The following is a 17,363-nucleotide window of genomic DNA, read 5'->3' on the forward strand; positions in this document are numbered from 1 at the left end:
AATATACGGCGTTATGTATGATATCTGTTCAATTATTATTGTGTTACTCGCTATTACTCACATTGCTCAAAGGAATGTTTAGCAGGAAATTAGAATTCATTATACTATGGCTTCAGGCTTCCCGAATTCAGGATATACACAATGGACTATAAACTTAATTTAGATTGGCAATCATTCCTCGAAAGCCATTGGCAAAAACGCCCTTTATTAATTAAAAACGGCTTCTCTCGTTTTGTTGATCCTTTATCTCCTGACGAACTTGCTGGTCTTGCAATGGAAGATGAAGTAGATAGCCGTCTTGTAAGCTGTCAAGACGGACAGTGGGGAGTCAAACACGGGCCTTTTGAGCACTTTGAAGGACTTGGTGATAAAGACTGGTCTTTACTTGTACAAGCCGTCGATCACTGGCATTTTCCTAGTGCGGCATTAATGAAGCCATTTCGCGTGTTACCCGATTGGCGCATTGATGATTTAATGATCTCTTACTCTGTTCCCGGTGGTGGTGTAGGCCCACACCTTGATCAATATGATGTCTTTATTATTCAGGGTCAAGGTCGTCGTCGCTGGCGTGTGGGTGAAAAAATCCCAATGAAACAACATTGCCCTCACCCTGATCTGCTTCAAGTTGATCCTTTTGAAGCAATTATTGATGAGGAATTAGAACCGGGTGATATTCTTTATATTCCACCTGGATTCCCACATGAAGGCTATGCGATTGAAGAATCGCTAAACTACTCGGTTGGTTTCAGAGCTCCTAATGCTCGTGAACTTTTCAGTGGTTTCGCTGACTATGTGCTAGCAAATGATTTAGGTAGTTATCGTTATAGCGATCCAGATCTAACACCGCGTGAGAACCCTGCATTAGTGCAACATCAAGAGTTAAATAAACTCCATGACATGATGGAAGATTTACTTGCTCAACCAGAAGTATTCCGTCATTGGTTTGGTGAATTTATTTCTCAATCTCGTCATGAACTTGATCTCGCAGTTCCAGAGCCTTTATATGAAAATGCAGAAATTCACGATTTACTGCAACAAGGTGAGCAACTTCATCGTTTAAACGGTATTCGTGCGTTACGTGTTGGCGATAACTGTTTTGTAAATGGCCAATTGATGGATACTGATCATATAGAAGCTGTGGATGCGCTTTGCCAATATGATTATATTGCTAAACAACACTTGGGCGATGCATTAGCTGATCCCAAATTTGTGCGTTTATTAACTCAGTTAGTTAATCAAGGTTATTGGTATTTTGAAGATTAATTATTACTAATTTCCAATAATAAGTTATAAAGCCCTGTCATATTAATGGCAGGGCTTTTTTTATTATTAAATATTTTATAACTTAACGAATTAAATAATTTATCGTTTCTTTTAAAAGTACTCTTGTATTACGAAAGAAAAAAGGAATAACAACAAAAAATGTACTCTGTAAGAAAAAAAGCAATAACGTATGCTTACTATTTGTTGCATAAAGAGAAAATGAGATTAAATAAGTTATCAAAAAATAGCTAGAGATAATAATAAATGATTGTTTTTCATGTGTTTTTATTAACATTTTATTTTCATTATTAATATTCATTTCTTTTTTATTATTTAAATCAATTTGTTTTTCAATTACAGGATTAACTAATTTCCCTGATGTCGCATCCATTCTACCATCCTTATATTATCATTTTACAATAATTATAGATGACATTAACTTGTTCTAATTTATCAATCTATTGCGGTAAAATAGCGTATATTTTAAGTTTGAAAAACTCATAATTAACATTCATATTATTATGAAGTGATTTTATTTTAACTTAAGAGACTCTATCTAATTTATTTTAGATTTCTTTTTAGTAATTTATTCTATTTTGTTTTATCAATATCACTTAAGATAAAACTGAAGGTAACACGTTAAATGAAGATTAAAAAGAACATAAATAGCCTTAGCTAACACTGTAAATAAAAAGTGTAACCAAAAAAATAGCCGAAATATCGGCTATTTTTTTATTTTCGAAGCTCTCAATAAGTGATTAATTAATCACTTTAGCCTTTTCTCTTTCAGCTGTAATTTCAGCGATACGCATGATCACACTCACCGCTGCTTCCATGCCTTCTAAAGAGATAAATTCATGCTTACCATGGAAATTATAACCACCTGTAAAAATATTAGGGCAAGGTAATCCACGGTAAGAAAGTTGAGCGCCGTCTGTACCACCACGGATAGGCTTGATATTTGGTTCAATATCACAATCAATCATTGCTTGTTTGGCTATGTCAATGATATGTGGGAATTGAACAACTTTATCATGCATATTGTAATAGCTATCATCAATCGTTAGCTCAATATAGCAATCAGGATGTAGACCTTTACCGACCCTCTCTGCAATCGCAATCATATTTTGTTTGCGTTTTTCAAATAAGTTACGGTTAAAATCACGGATAATATAATGCATTTCCGCTCTTTCTACCGAGCCTTTGATACTTTGCAGATGGTAAAAACCTTCATAACCGTCGGTATTTTCTGGCGTTTCATCGACAGGTAATTCTTGATGAATGCGCGTTGCTAATCCTAACGCGTTAACCATCACCCCTTTTGCACTGCCTGGGTGAACATTGTTACCTACAATTTTGATACTTACGGATGCGGCGTTGAAGTTTTCATATTCCAGTTCGCCAACACCACCACCATCAACGGTATAAGCCCAGCTTGCGCCAAATGCTTTTAAATCTACATAATGCGCGCCACGCCCAATTTCTTCATCAGGAGTGAAAGCAATACGAATATCCCCATGAGGTCGATTCGTTTCTTTTAAGCGCACCATCGCAGTAATAATTTCAGCAATACCCGCTTTATCGTCCGCACCCAGTAATGTTTTGCCATCTGTAGTAATTAATGTCTTACCAATCATTGAATGTAAGATTGGGAACATTACTGGTGATAACACTTCATCACCAATACCCAAAGCAATATCACCACCACGATAATCTTCAAGAACTTGTGGTTTCACATGTTTTCCTGAAAAGTCAGGAGATGTATCAAGATGCGAAATAAAGCCAATAACTGGCACTGGCCAAGATACATTGGATGGTAAACTTGCCATTACACATCCTTTGTCACTGAGCATCACATCAGAAAAACCCAGTTTTTTTAATTCTTGAGCCAATGCCTTGGCTAGTTTTAATTGTCCATCACTGCTTGGTGACATTTTTGAAGATGGTTTTGATTGTGTATCAAAATTAATATATTCAAAAAAACGTTCTAATAATTTATCCATTTTGCCCCCTAAGATCTCTCTAAGAACAATAATAGGGAACTCTATAAAATAATTATTGCGTCAAATCAGCTTTAGGATCATTAATTAATTCAAACAATTTATGAACATATTCATCAACTACCTGACTCGCAGGGCCATAATGTTTCTCTTCAAACTGGCTTTCAACCAAACTTGGCTCAAGATTTAGCTCAACGGTATGAGCACCTGTTAAGCGAGCTTCATGGACAAAACCTGCTGCTGGATAAACATTTCCAGATGTACCGATAGAGATAAAAATATCAGCCTCAGCCAAAGCACGATAAATCTCTTCCATGCCAATTGGCATTTCACCAAACCAGACAATATGAGGGCGTAATGGTGATGGGAATTGGCAACAATGGCAACGATCTGTTGTTTCTAAGTCCTCTTTCCATTCAAATACTTGGCGAGATTGAGGGCAACGCACTTTTAGCAATTCACCATGCATATGCAAAATATGTTTACTCCCTGCTTTTTCATGCAGATTATCAATATTTTGAGTCACCAGTAAAAAATTCTCTTTGCCTAAACGTTGCTCTAGTTTCGCTAATGCATAATGCGCTTCATTTGGTTGAATAGAGGGTTGCTGCAATTGGCGGCGACGTTCATTGTAAAACTGCTGAACCAATTGGGGATTGCGTTGATAACCTTCAGGTGTTGCAACATCTTCAACGCGATGTTCTTCCCACAATCCATCTTCTGATCGGAATGTTTTAATTCCTGATTCAGCCGAAATGCCAGCCCCTGTTAATACGACAACTTTGGGTAAATTCATTTCATGTTCCGTTTTATGGGTTAGATGAAAATAGCGACAACGTGAATGTTGTCTACGTAAATTCTTAATTTTACGAAACTTCCTAAGCCGACGATGACGAAGTTTAAGTTTCATCATTACAATCCTTGGTTTTCAAATTTAAATATCGCGTTTCTTATCTTCACTAGTTTAAGCGTTTTTTCTTCTTTGTATGTCAATAAACTTATTGTCCACTTAAAATTCTTGCAGGATCTAGTTTAGTGGCTCGACGTGCAGGATACCAACTTGCAATCAGGCTTAAGATCACAGTGGTAATAAATACAGAGAAAACGTCAATTAAATGAACTTCTGAAGGTAGAAAATCAACGAAATAAACATCGCCAGACAACACACTATGTCCTGTTAATGATTCAATAACAGACACTAATGGCGTTAAATTATAAGCAACCAACACACCCAATATCACACCAGCGATACAGCCAATCATGCCTGATAATAAGCCATACCATAAAAAGATATTACGAATATGGCTATCTCGTGCACCTAATGTTCGTAAAATAGCGATATCACTACTTTTATCTCTTACCGCCATAATCAGCGTTGAGACAATATTAAAACAAGCGACACCAATCACTAAGATCATCGATAAATACATAATGCTACGGATCATCTGAATATCGCTATACATATAGCCATAATCACTTATCCAGCTTTTTGCATAAACATATTCTTTGCTGTTTAAACCTGCATTATGAATAATTTCATTGGCGAAAAAAGGATCTACCGTTTTCACTTCAATCCCAGTAATGCCTTGCCCATAATCCATATATTGCTGGGCATCTGCTAAAGGAATTAACGCTAATTGATGATCGAGCATACCACTAAGTTTAAATATGCCACTGACTTGTAAGCGAATACGTTTAGGCTGTAAAAGTTTAGTTGGATCATCATTATTAGGAATTAATACGGTGAGCCAATCATCCTGTTTGATCTTTAGTGCATCAGCAACGCCTTGCCCGATAATAATTTGTTGCTTACCGGCTTTAAAATCTTGCCATGCATTGTTTTGAACATATCGAGGTAACAGACTGATATCACTTTGCTTTTCAGGTGAAACACCCATAACTTGCACTGCCTTTAACTCTGTTCCTTTTTCTAACAATCCAGTGAGTAAAACATAAGGAGCAGCAGCGACAACACCTTGAGTATTCTCGATACGAGGTAATGCGGATTGCCATTGCATAAATGGCTGCTCTACTGAATAAATTTGCCCGTGAGGCACCACCGATAAAATGCGATTTTTTAATTCACGTTCAAATCCATTCATGGCACTTAAGCCAATAATTAAGACAGTAACACCAAGCATAATGCCCAGCGTTGAAATAACTGAAATTAAAGAAACCATTCCCGCACGTTTTCGTCCTCTTGAAAAACGTAATGCGGTCACTAATGCAAGTGGCAATTGCGCCATTATTTCACTCCTGAAATTGCGTTTTGTGACTGTAGTTGACCATCTTTCATTTCAAGTTGGCGCTGAAAACGAGCAGCCAATGACAAATCATGCGTGACGACCAGAAATGCAGTTTGTTTTTCTCTGTTTAACTTAATCAACAATTCGAAAATCCCTTCTGCATTTTTCTGGTCAAGATTACCCGTCGGTTCATCAGCAAGAACTAATGCAGGATCGTTTACTAATGCTCTTGCAATCGCAACACGTTGTCTCTCACCACCAGAAAGCTCTGAAGGACGATGATGAGCACGATCTTTTAATCCAACCGATTCAAGTAAAGACATCGCTTTTTCTTTCGCCATTGAAGCGCTCGTGCCACCAATCATTAGTGGCATAGCAACATTTTCAAGTGCTGTAAAATCAGGTAATAGATGATGAAATTGATAAATAAAACCTAATTGGCTATTACGCAGATCTGCTTTTTCAGAAGAGGATAATTTATTAAGTGACTGCCCTTTAAAAAAGACTTCACCTGATGTTGGAGAATCGAGCCCACCCAATAAATGTAATAGGGTGCTTTTTCCTGAGCCTGAGCTTCCCACTATGGCAAGAAAATCGCCCTTATCCATTTTAAAAGAGACTGATTTCAGCACTTGTGTGGAAATAGAGCCATCTTGGTATTGTTTACATAGGGCGTGGCAATCCAATAAACCATCTTCGTTAATTTGCATTTGTTTTTCTGATGCCATTGGCTGTTTATTCAAAGAAGAATTACTCATAACGTAGCGCCTCTGCTGGCTGAATAGCCGCGGCCCGCCAAGACGGGTATAAAGTGGATAAAAGGGAAATGATAATAGCGGAGAAACCAATCATAAAGACTCGTCCCCACTCAAGTGTTGCGGGTAACTCCACACCTTGGGGAATAAGTCCTACTGCTGGCATAATAACATTTAGTTGGCTCGAGAGTAATGCGCCTAACAAGCCACCAGCTACCGCCCCTAAAATACCTGCTCCTGCACCTTGTAGCATAAAGATGGACATAATCTGAGAACGTTTTAAACCCATAGTTTGCAAAATAGCAACTTCACCTTGTTTTTCCATCACCAACAAAGAAAGTGAGGTAATAATATTAAAAGCCGCCACTGCGATAATTAAGCTTAATAATAATCCCATCATATTTTTTTCCATTTTAACAGCTTGGAAAAATTCACCTTTACGTTCGCGCCAATCTCTCCAACTTAGATTTTTATCTAAAGGTTGCGCACTGTATTTTTCAATATTAAGAGGATCAGAGAAGAAAAGACGCCATCCGGTAATATTCCCCGGCTGATAACGCATTAAACGTGCTGCATCTTGCTGATTCACTAAGATTTGTGAGGCATCTGCATCACCACTACTTTGGAAAATACCTTTAACAGTAAATAGCCGTTGGCTAGGTAATCTTCCCATTGGCGTTAATTGGCTTACACTTGGCACAATAAGGCGAATGTTATCCCCTTCTTTTGCTTTTAACTGTTTAGCGAGGCCACTACCTAAAATCACACCATAATCGCCCGCTTTCAGCATAGAAAAATCCCCAAACCGAATATGCTGCGTTAAAGGTTCATCTTGCTCTTTTTCTATACCCAGCATGACACCAACGCTGATATTGTCTTTACTTTGCAAAACAACATCGCCTTCTACTAAAGGGGTCACGTTTATGATACCTTCACGCGTCAGTAATCTTTCAGCTATATTTGAATCTCGGGGTAATTGCCCGTTAGGTGATGTCACGATTGCTTGTGGAATATAAGCAAGAATACTTTCTTGCAATGAACGTTCAAAGCCATTCATGACAGAAGTCACTGTGATCAGTGCTGCTACACCTAACATAATCCCTAAAGCGGATAGCCATGAGACGAAGCGACCGAACTTATCGACCGCACGACCCCGCATATAACGGAGCCCTATATAAAATGAGACAGAATTGTACATGAAATCTGTGCTGTTCCTGTTGCTAATGCGAAGTGTTCAGGGATAATAAAGGGTAGTCTTACTGAATGGAACCACTCTATTCCCAAACTGTGGTTTTTTCTTTTATCTTAACCTGCCCGCCAGTTTAAGCTTTAGCCATTAAGCTAAAGATGTGTTGGGAGTTAACTACAACAAAGAGTTCACATTACACGCTTATGTCCTCAGAATATCGTTATCAACTTCCTATAAAACAAGGGGATACTCGTCAGCTAGGTCAACTGACTGGCGCCGCTTGTGCTCTAGAATGTGCAGAGATCATCAAACGTCACTCTGGATTAGTCGTTCTTGTTACTCGTGATATGCAAAATGCATTACGTTTACAAGATGAAATCCGTCAGTTTTGTGATTATCCAGTAGAGACATTATCGGATTGGGAAACACTGCCATACGACAGTTTTTCACCTCATCAAGAAATTATCTCAAACCGCCTTTCTACGCTATACCGTATTCCATCACTTCTCAAGGGAATTTTAATCTTACCTGTCAATACGTTAATGCAGAAAGTCTGCCCTACGGATTATCTCGCAAGTCATGCGTTGGTAATGCAAAAAGGAGAGACACTTTCTCGTGATAATTTACGTAAAACATTAGATGAAGCGGGATATCGCCATGTCGAACAAGTTTTAGAACATGGGGAATACGCAACGCGTGGTGCATTATTAGACTTATTTCCGATGGGAAGTGAATTTCCTTATCGTATTGATTTTTTTGATGATGAAATAGATAGCCTGCGTACTTTTGATGTTGACACACAGCGAACATTAACAGAAGTTGATCAAATTAATTTACTACCTGCCCATGAATTCCCAACAGATGCAAATGCGATAGAAATTTTCCGTAGCCAATGGCGCGAGCGGTTTGATGTAAGACGTGATCCTGAACATATTTATCAGCAAGTAAGTAAACACATATTGCCAACGGGAATTGAATATTGGCAATCCCTATTTTTTGAACAGCCTTTATCTAACTTATTTGCTTATTTCCCTAAAAACACATTAATAGTGACGCAAGATCTGCAAGATTTTGCAGAAAAATTTTGGCAAGACATCAATCAACGCTTTGAAAGTCGTCGTGTTGATCCTATGCGACCACTGTTACCACCGGATGATATTTGGCTGAATGTTGATAAATTTAATAAAGAATTAAAGCAGTGGCCTCGTATTCAACTTAAAACAGAAACGTTGCCAGAAAAAGCCGGGCAGACCAATTTAGGCTATCAACCTCTTCCTGATTTATCGATTAACTCTCAAAGCAAATCACCTTTAGATAATTTACGCCGATTCCAAGAACAATTTTCAGGTAGTGTAATTTTCTCTGTTGAAAGTGAAGGTCGACGCGAAACTGTACAAGAGCTTTTATCACGGATAAAAATAGCACCCAAGCAGATCATTGAATTATCTGACGCCCAAGAGAAAGGTTTTTACTTTATCATTGGTGCTGCAGAGCATGGTTTTATTGATAGCTATCGCCAATTAGCCATGATCTGTGAAAGCGATATGTTAGGTGAACGCATTAATCGCCGTCGCCAAGACAATCGCCGCGCCATCAATACAGATACCTTAATTCGCAACCTTGCTGAATTAAGCATAGGGCAACCTGTTGTTCATCTTCAGCATGGTGTTGGTCGTTATCAAGGTATGACAACCCTAGAAGCGGGTAGCGTTAAAGCTGAATACTTGATGTTAAGCTACGCAGGTAATGACAAGCTTTATGTTCCTGTTTCATCACTGCATTTGATCAGTCGTTATTCTGGTGGTGCAGATGAAAATGCCCCATTACATAAATTGGGTGGCGATGCATGGGTAAGAGCACGTCAAAAAGCCGCTGAAAAAGTACGTGATGTCGCAGCCGAGTTATTAGATGTTTATGCTCAACGTGAAGTAAAAACAGGCTTTGCCTTTAAAATGGACAAAGAGCAGTACCAATCTTTCCGTCAAAGTTTTCCTTTTGAAACAACACCTGATCAAGAAATGGCTATCAATGCAGTACTTAGCGATATGTGCCAAGCTATTTCAATGGATAGACTCGTCTGTGGCGATGTCGGATTTGGTAAAACAGAAGTTGCGATGCGTGCCGCTTTTCTTGCAGTTAACAACAATAAGCAAGTCGCCATTTTAGTACCAACTACCCTATTAGCTCAGCAACATTTTGATAATTTCCGTGATCGTTTTGCTAATTGGCCCGTTAATATTGAGATGATCTCGCGTTTTCGTAGTGCAAAAGAGCAGCAACAAATCACAGAAAAACTGGCTGAAGGAACAGTTGATATTGTGATTGGTACACACAAACTCCTTCAACCGAATATTCAATGGAAAGATTTGGGATTGTTAATTGTTGATGAAGAGCACCGCTTTGGAGTTCGTCACAAAGAGCGTATCAAAGCTATGCGCGCAAATGTCGATATTTTAACGCTAACAGCAACGCCTATTCCTCGTACGCTGAATATGGCAATGAGTGGCATGCGTGATCTTTCTATTATTGCAACACCACCAGCACGTCGCTTATCCGTGAAAACATTCGTTCGTGAATATGATGATTTAGTGGTGCGTGAAGCTATCTTGCGTGAAACCTTGCGTGGCGGACAAGTTTATTATTTGTATAACGATGTTGAAAATATCGAAAAAGCACGCGAGAGACTGGCCACACTCGTTCCTGAAGCACGTATTGGTATTGGTCACGGACAAATGCGGGAACGTGAACTTGAGCGTGTGATGAATGATTTCCATCACCAGCGTTTTAATGTGTTACTTTGCACCACTATTATTGAAACAGGTATCGATATACCCACTGCAAATACCATTATTATTGAACGGGCAGATCATTTTGGTTTAGCACAATTACATCAATTACGTGGTCGTGTAGGTCGTTCTCATCATCAAGCTTATGCTTATTTGTTGACGCCACATCCGAAAGCAATGACTAAGGATGCTCATAAACGTTTAGAAGCGATTGCTTCTCTGGAAGATCTGGGTGCAGGTTTTGCATTAGCAACTCATGACTTAGAAATTCGAGGTGCTGGTGAATTACTAGGTGAAGAACAAAGCGGTCAAATGAATACCATTGGTTTCTCACTTTATATGGAATTACTAGAAAGCGCTGTAGAAGCACTTAAAGAAGGTAGAGAGCCATCACTTGAAGATCTCACCAATCAACAAACTGAAATTGAATTAAGAATGCCAGTCTTGTTGCCTGATGATTACATTCCTGATGTAAATGTCAGACTTTCATTCTATAAGCGAATTGCTAGTGCTATCGACTTAACAGAGCTTAATGATCTAAGAGCAGAGTTAATTGATAGATTTGGTAAATTGCCTGATGCAGGACGTTATCTACTACGTAATGCCGCTATTCGCTTAAGTGCGATGAGCTTGGGTATCACCCGAATTGAAGCGCATGATAAAGGCGGTTTTATTGAGTTTGGAGAGAAAAACAAAGTCGAACCAGGCTACTTAATCAGCTTACTTCAAGAGCAACCTGCCATTTTCCGCTTAGATGGCCCATCAAAACTGAAATTTATTACCGATTTAACTGAGCGTGAAAAACGACTCACTTTTATTGATGATATGTTAAGTGCATTTGATGAGCATAAAATAACCACTCTCTAATGGTTATTAGATCAACAAAAAGGCGTAACTGAAGTAACTTCATTACGCCTTTCTTTTTACATCATTAGATTTATTCTTTGCGGCAAGGCACTTTTTCATTCATAGAGCAATAAGGTTCTTGTTCTAAAATCAGCCTACCATCAGAATCTAACGCAATAACTTCACCTGGTTTAAATGTAGTTCGTACTTTGCCCGGTGTTCCATCGATAGTATAAAGCACATCATAACCCACAACTCTGCGCTCTTGACGATAAATTGGAATACACTCTTTAAATTGAGGATAAGGGAAATTAGCAATATTACTGTTATTAAGTGCTTCAATCATATAAAACACCCGACACTCTTGCTCTGCTGGGTGAAATCGTGACAATTTTTCTGGTGTAAAAGGTGTAGGTAAGCCAATTCGATGACAATACTCTTCTGTCACAAAAACGGTCGATTTAATAGGTGTCGCTGAAACGACATGAGCGTATTGAGGCTGGGGAAATACCCACCTCCATGCAATAAATGAAAGAATAGCTAATACAATGATTAGTCCTATTAGTGTGTACTTTCTGACATTAACACCCACTTTTACCCCTTTTTATTTGTTTTATCCTTAATTGCCACAGATACGTAATAAAAGCCACTGTTTCACTCTAACTGGCTAATATATTTAGTATTCAATAAATGAATTCTCTAATCTAATAGCTTAATTCAACATCCATGCTGATTAACATAATAAGTAAACTACGTATTTATGACATGTTAAATACACCACTTATTTCTGTTTTAATTACTTAATTAAATAAATACTGACTACATTCTTAAGACTTACACATTATATTAAGATAGATCTTAATTTATTAAGCTGAAAAAAATAGAAGTCGTTATGCTATTTATAATATAGCATTATGATAACACCAAGTTAACAAATGTCGCCTAAAAATAGGAGATATTTCATATTTAACTCATATCATAAAATTTACTTTTAAGATTTGTAAAATTATTTTACTCACTTAAATACGAGTAAAAATAACAAGTTAAGCTTATCTCTAATAATTTTCACTTATTATCTTTTTAATACAAATCCATGAAATACCATAACATTTTATTTGATGAATTAATGAATTAAATATCATTTTTTATTTAAGAAAAGTCTTAAATAATTTAGCGTAATAAATAAAAAAAATGCTATTTTTAATATTACAAGTTTAACCTTAATAATAAAATTATATTTATCATTGTTCTATTGAGCTTTAGAGTTATTGGTTATTTTCGATATAAACAGATAAATCATCTAGTGCTTTATGCTAAGATTATTTACCTTATTTAGATATTCTCATTTAATTATTTAATTTAAAAGAAAAAATAGATAAAAAACCCTCATATAATATGAGGGTTTAAAAAGGTAACTTTTGCCTTATCTACAAAGCAAAAGATAAATTAATGAAGTTTGAGCTTAGGTCTAATCACTCGGTTGATTGATCCTACTAGCATCATAAGCCCTGTTTTGATGTAACCATGCAAAGCAATCTGATGCATTCGATATAAAGAGATATAAACAATCCGCGCAATGCGCCCTTCGATCATCATGTCACCCTTCATCAAATTCCCCATCAAACTCCCTACAGTACTGAACTTAGAAAGTGAAACGAGTGAACCATGATCGGTAAACACATAATCTTTTAGCGGTTTATCTTTTAACATTGCCAAAATATTGCTGTAACAACGACTTGCCATTTGATGAGCTGATTGTGCTCTTGGAGGAACAAATCCCCCTTCTTTTCGTGGACAAGATGCACAGTCACCAATCGCAAAGATGGACTCATCTAAGGTTGTTTGTAAGGTGGGTTTAACAACTAACTGATTAATACGATTGGTTTCTAGGCCTGCAATCTCTTTCATAAAATCAGGCGCTTTAATACCTGCTGCCCACACCATTAAGTCAGCATCGATATGCTCACCTTCTTTGGTGTTTAATCCACCATTATCTGCGCTTGTGACCATAGTTTTGGTCATCACTCGCACGCCTAATTTTGTTAATTCTTGATGTGCAGCACTAGAAATACGTACTGGTAATGCAGGTAAAATACGTTCACCTGCTTCAACCAACGTAATATTTAATGCTGAAGGCGCTAATTTTTTTAATCCATAGCTATTAAGTTGGCGTACTGCATTATGCAATTCAGCCGAAAGCTCAACACCCGTAGCGCCACCACCCACAATCGCAATATTTACCTTACGGTTTTCTTCTTGTGCATTGGCATCTGCTGAGTATTTTAAAAACAAATTCAACATTTCGTTATGGAAACGATGTGCTTGTTGCGGACTATCCAAGAAAATACAGTTTTCTTTAATACCAGGTGTACCAAAATCGTTTGATTTACTGCCTAATGCCATCACTAAAATATCGTAGTCTAACGTACGTTCCGGTACGAGTAGCTCTTGCTCTTCGTTATAAATAGCAGCCAGTGTGATGTTTTTCTGTTCGCGATCAAGCCCCGTTAATGAGCCTAATTGGAAATTGAAATGATGGTTATAACCGTGTGCTAGGTAGCTTAAAGCATCAACACCATCATCTAAAGAGCCTGTTGCCACTTCATGTAGCAGGGGTTTCCATAGATGGCTGTTGTTGCGATCCACTAAGGTAATTTCTGCTTTTTTGCTGCGTCCTAATTTATTGCCTAATTTGGTTGCCAGTTCTAAACCACCCGCACCACCACCGACAATAACAATTTTTTTTAATGACATTTAACGTCACTCCATAAAGATATTTACTGTTGTTATTTAAATAGCCTTAGTGAAATCTACTTAAATAACGACAGTTAAATCGTTTCGGCTGTTATTTTTGTTCTTAAGCAAGTTAATTGGAAAGATGGTCATACCAAAGTTGATTTATATCAAAAATATTTGAATATTCATATCTATTTTTTGAAGAATATAGTCGTTTTTTGTCTTTGAGTGATGAAAAAATCACCATCAAAAACACAGGGATGCTCTTTTTTATCAACAAATACAATGAATTGAAATAACAAGGACAAAGGGGACTGTTAAAATCAATAGAGATAATTGAAATGATAAAAATAAAGGAGCAAAACAAGTGTTGAAAAAAGATAGATAGAAAGGAAAGTATGAGCATTTTTACGACATTAGACAAAAAAATGGATGGAACAAACACCATCCATTTTAAACACATTACTTTAGTCTTAGTTTTTGCTATTAAACGCTTTAATTTTAAATAGATGCTCAGAGAGGCTCTTAAATTTATGCGTTTGCACTTCATCCCAAATTACAGAGTAATAAGGCGATAATTCATCAGCAGAACGCTGATTATCTAAAATCTCATCATTACGGGATAAAATCACTAAAGCGTTATCTTTGTTTTTAGAACGAAAATCTTTAATACATTTCGTTGCAATATCTAAATATTCTTCAGGCCTGTCGATTTTGTCTGTCATGTTTTCGTAAGGAAAAAGATTAGGGTTAATCATTACCTGACGAATATTACATAAGAAACCAATACGCTCCGCCCAATATCCACCTAATCCTACGCCGCAAATTAATACGGGCTCTTTCGTGGATTTAATCACTTTATCTGTTTCTTTCAGTAAGTGTTGCATATCATGACGAGGATGCAACGTACTGTAGCTTAAAAAACGGACATCAGGATCAATAAACTGTAGCTGTAAAACTTTCTCATGATTTCCAGGACTTGTGGAATCAAAACCATGCAAATATATAATCATGCTCGCTCCTGCCATTGCTCCTGTAATTGGGTCAGCAACTGATTCGCTTTTTTCCAACGATCAGAGGTTTGTAGCTCACTCAATGTGTAACGACCCCGGTGATGGTACAATGTGGAAATGCGTTCTGCTTTGACAGAGGACAGGTTATCTAACACACTCACCGCCCCTTTTCGGTTATTACACACTAAAAGCATATCACAACCAGCATCTAATGAACGTTGTGCCCTTTCTGCGTAACTTCCCATAATAGCAGCACCTTCCATCGATAAATCATCAGAGAAGATAACGCCTTGGAAGCCTAATTGTTCACGTAAAATGGATTTCAGCCAGTACGATGAGCCACTAGCAGGGCGCTCATCAACCTGAGAATAAATAACGTGAGCTGGCATAATGGCATCTAATAACTGGCGTTGAATGAAATCTTTAAAAATAGACATATCACGTTGGCGAATATCATTTAAAGAGCGATCATCACGAGGCGTTTCTTTATGAGAATCCGCTCTGACTGCACCATGACCAGGGAAATGTTTGCCTGTTGATTTCATGCCAGCAGAGCGCATACCTTTAATAAAACTCTCTGCCATTGTCATAGCAACTTCAGGTGAATCATGGAAAGAACGCTCACCAATGGCAATACAGTTATGACCTAAGTCGAGTACAGGTGCAAAACTGATATCAATATCCATAGCTATCATTTCTGATGCCATTAACCATCCAGCTTCTTGTGCTAAATGGCTCGCTTGATAACCTTCATTTAATGCCGCATAAGATTGAGCTGCCGGTATGCGTGTAAAACCATCACGGAAACGCTGTACTCGTCCCCCTTCTTGGTCTACTGCAATCACAAGGCGCTCATGAGATGCATCACGAATTTGGCGAACTAATTCATTTAATTGTTCAGCATCGTGGAAGTTGCGGGTAAAAAGGATTAATCCACCGACAAGAGGATGCTTTAAAATTTCACGCTCTTCACTATCGAGTTCATATCCTTCAACATCAAGCATTACCGGACCCATAACATTCCTCTCTTTGTAATTGTGACAAGATAATGTCTTTAACTCGTCAGACTAAAATAGCGACGTAAAGGTTCAGACATTATTAAAAATGATCCATCTTTTGTTTGTTGCCAACGAACTTCATACCACATTAGCATCATATAAAAAATGAATGGCTTTCTTGAAAGAATACGCTCTCTCAACTCCTTCACAGAAGAAACATCTGTCTCTTTGAGTTGAGAATAATGACAATGATACGAACAATAATAATCTAAAAACATATTTTGCTGCGATTCATTGAGTTGATTTGTTGCAAAGAACGTCATCAACGAATCCGCTGTATCAATATCGGCAGCATATTCCCAATCAATAAATTTTATACCGGAATCACTAAGAAGAATATTCTCAACATGCAAATCCATGTGAGCAGGCGCGTATTTTATGAGATTACATCGCGGTTGGCGTAAAAAATGTTGTTGTAAGTGTAGCCATTTAGCAGATAAACGTTTTCTATCAATACTCTGCCAATAAACTAATAGCTCATGATTTAAATTGAGGGGGAAACCTAATGGCGTGTGTTGATGAAGTATGGCTATTTTTTCAGCCAGCGGTTTTAAATAAGTACTAAAAAGTGATTGATGGGTTAAATGTTCGCCCTGTAACCAATAAAGAAAAAACCATTCTTTATAACGGGTGGCAACTTTAGGTGATATGTCCGATCCTGAAAGCTGTTTTAAAATGGCGTATTCTTTTCTTCCATGTACATAAAGCGCTTTTTTTTCATCACCATAATAGCGAGCAACCCAATCTATATCTGCACATTGCACACGAAAAACGCCACCACCTGATCCTTCTAATGCCGTAATTTTCCATTTACTTAATGCCGTTGCAGGAAAAAGCGCTTGCAAGGCATTAAGCAAACTTGAGTAATGCGGATCACTCAACCTGATGGCGTCCATTCCAAAGAATTTCACCAGAAGAAACTGACATTAACTGCATACTGATCACACGGTTATCTTTTTTACCATCAACGGTTGAGAATAAAATATAATCAGCTTTCAAATAACGGGCTAAACCAATCGCTGCACTACGAAGACCTAAACTATCTTCACCTGATAAACCAAGTGCTTTTCGTGCTGACATCATTTGTGTATAAGGCACGGTTTGCAATGCACTAATACTATTAACTGATTCAATAATGGTATTGGTTGCATTTACCGCTTGAATATTCCCGCCTGAATTATTTTTAACATTATCAACAACGATAAGCTTACCCACTTCTAAATCACCAGTAACCGCCATTTCTCTAATTAAAGGAGTGACAGCTACATTCCAATTAATACTCGTGATTTTAGGTGGCGTTGGCACAACTTCAATCGGTGGCTCTATGGGTTTAGGTGGCTCGACTGGCTCAGTAGGCGTAACTGGTTCAACAGGTACTGGCGGTTGTTGTGGCAACATGGATGGACAACCTGCTAATAAAAACACAGACATCGCCACAAATAGAACTCTTTTCATGCTCGCGTTACCTTAT

14 protein-coding genes are annotated in these 17,363 nt (G+C 37.7%); 2 read left to right on the top strand and 12 right to left on the bottom strand.

Going from position 1 to position 17,363, the window contains the following annotated elements; all coding sequences use genetic code 11:
* Positions 1-141: 141 nt before the first annotated feature.
* Positions 142-1,263 (top strand): cupin domain-containing protein, encoded by a 1,122-nt coding sequence (locus C0T34_RS17095; protein ID WP_109850546.1) that lies wholly within the window; start codon positions 142-144, stop codon positions 1,261-1,263.
* Positions 1,264-1,345: 82 nt separating this feature from the next.
* On the opposite strand, the gene C0T34_RS17100 is transcribed toward C0T34_RS17095, so the two are convergent.
* The 6 genes from C0T34_RS17100 to lolC form a co-directional block, all read right to left on the bottom strand.
* Complete coding sequence (locus C0T34_RS17100; protein WP_098943341.1) at positions 1,346-1,654, bottom strand: hypothetical protein; 309 nt, start codon at positions 1,652-1,654, stop codon at positions 1,346-1,348.
* 367 nt (positions 1,655-2,021) lie between these two features.
* The gene (pepT, locus tag C0T34_RS17105; RefSeq protein ID WP_098943343.1) at positions 2,022-3,266 is read right to left on the bottom strand and encodes a peptidase T; all 1,245 of its coding nucleotides are present in this window, start codon (positions 3,264-3,266) and stop codon (positions 2,022-2,024) included.
* Between the two features lie 52 nt (positions 3,267-3,318).
* Positions 3,319-4,176 carry a Sir2 family NAD+-dependent deacetylase gene (cobB, locus tag C0T34_RS17110; RefSeq protein WP_098943345.1) on the bottom strand — a complete coding sequence of 286 codons (858 nt, stop codon included), beginning with the start codon at positions 4,174-4,176 and terminating at the stop codon, positions 3,319-3,321.
* Between the two features lie 85 nt (positions 4,177-4,261).
* Entirely contained in the window at positions 4,262-5,509 is a 1,248-nt protein-coding gene (gene lolE / locus C0T34_RS17115; RefSeq protein ID WP_098943347.1) for a lipoprotein-releasing ABC transporter permease subunit LolE, read from the bottom strand.
* Positions 5,509-6,213 carry a lipoprotein-releasing ABC transporter ATP-binding protein LolD gene (lolD, locus tag C0T34_RS17120; RefSeq protein ID WP_109419049.1) on the bottom strand — a complete coding sequence of 235 codons (705 nt, stop codon included), beginning with the start codon at positions 6,211-6,213 and terminating at the stop codon, positions 5,509-5,511. The genes lolE and lolD overlap by 1 nt, the downstream gene beginning before the upstream one ends.
* A 46-nt stretch (positions 6,214-6,259) precedes the next feature.
* Positions 6,260-7,462, bottom strand: coding sequence for a lipoprotein-releasing ABC transporter permease subunit LolC (gene lolC / locus C0T34_RS17125; protein WP_075673196.1), 1,203 nt, complete (start codon positions 7,460-7,462; stop codon positions 6,260-6,262).
* Between the two features lie 194 nt (positions 7,463-7,656).
* On the opposite strand from lolC, the gene mfd reads away from it, so the two are divergent.
* The gene (gene mfd, locus C0T34_RS17130) at positions 7,657-11,106 is read left to right on the top strand and encodes a transcription-repair coupling factor (RefSeq protein WP_109850547.1); all 3,450 of its coding nucleotides are present in this window, start codon (positions 7,657-7,659) and stop codon (positions 11,104-11,106) included.
* Positions 11,107-11,176: 70 nt separating this feature from the next.
* On the opposite strand, the gene umoD is transcribed toward mfd, so the two are convergent.
* From umoD to C0T34_RS17160, 6 genes are all read right to left on the bottom strand, one after another.
* A complete protein-coding gene (umoD, locus tag C0T34_RS17135; protein ID WP_098943352.1) occupies positions 11,177-11,677 on the bottom strand; it encodes a flagellar biogenesis regulator UmoD in 501 nt (166 codons plus the stop codon).
* Between the two features lie 854 nt (positions 11,678-12,531).
* Positions 12,532-13,839, bottom strand: coding sequence for an NAD(P)/FAD-dependent oxidoreductase (locus tag C0T34_RS17140; protein WP_098943354.1), 1,308 nt, complete (start codon positions 13,837-13,839; stop codon positions 12,532-12,534).
* A gap of 455 nt (positions 13,840-14,294) precedes the next feature.
* Positions 14,295-14,834, bottom strand: a complete 540-nt coding sequence (gene ycfP / locus C0T34_RS17145; protein WP_075673192.1) for an alpha/beta hydrolase YcfP — start codon at positions 14,832-14,834, stop codon at positions 14,295-14,297.
* Positions 14,831-15,850: a beta-N-acetylhexosaminidase gene (gene nagZ, locus C0T34_RS17150; RefSeq protein ID WP_098943356.1), complete on the bottom strand. Its 1,020-nt coding sequence runs from the start codon at positions 15,848-15,850 to the stop codon at positions 14,831-14,833. The genes ycfP and nagZ overlap by 4 nt, the downstream gene beginning before the upstream one ends.
* A 38-nt stretch (positions 15,851-15,888) precedes the next feature.
* A complete protein-coding gene (locus C0T34_RS17155; protein WP_109850548.1) occupies positions 15,889-16,788 on the bottom strand; it encodes a phosphotransferase in 900 nt (299 codons plus the stop codon).
* A complete protein-coding gene (locus C0T34_RS17160) occupies positions 16,766-17,347 on the bottom strand; it encodes a penicillin-binding protein activator LpoB (protein ID WP_109850549.1) in 582 nt (193 codons plus the stop codon). Before C0T34_RS17160 ends, C0T34_RS17155 begins: the two co-directional genes overlap by 23 nt.
* Positions 17,348-17,363 lie beyond the last annotated feature (16 nt).

The organism is Proteus sp. CA142267, assembly GCF_003336825.1.
GTDB classification, from domain to species: Bacteria; Pseudomonadota; Gammaproteobacteria; order Enterobacterales; family Enterobacteriaceae; genus Proteus; species Proteus terrae.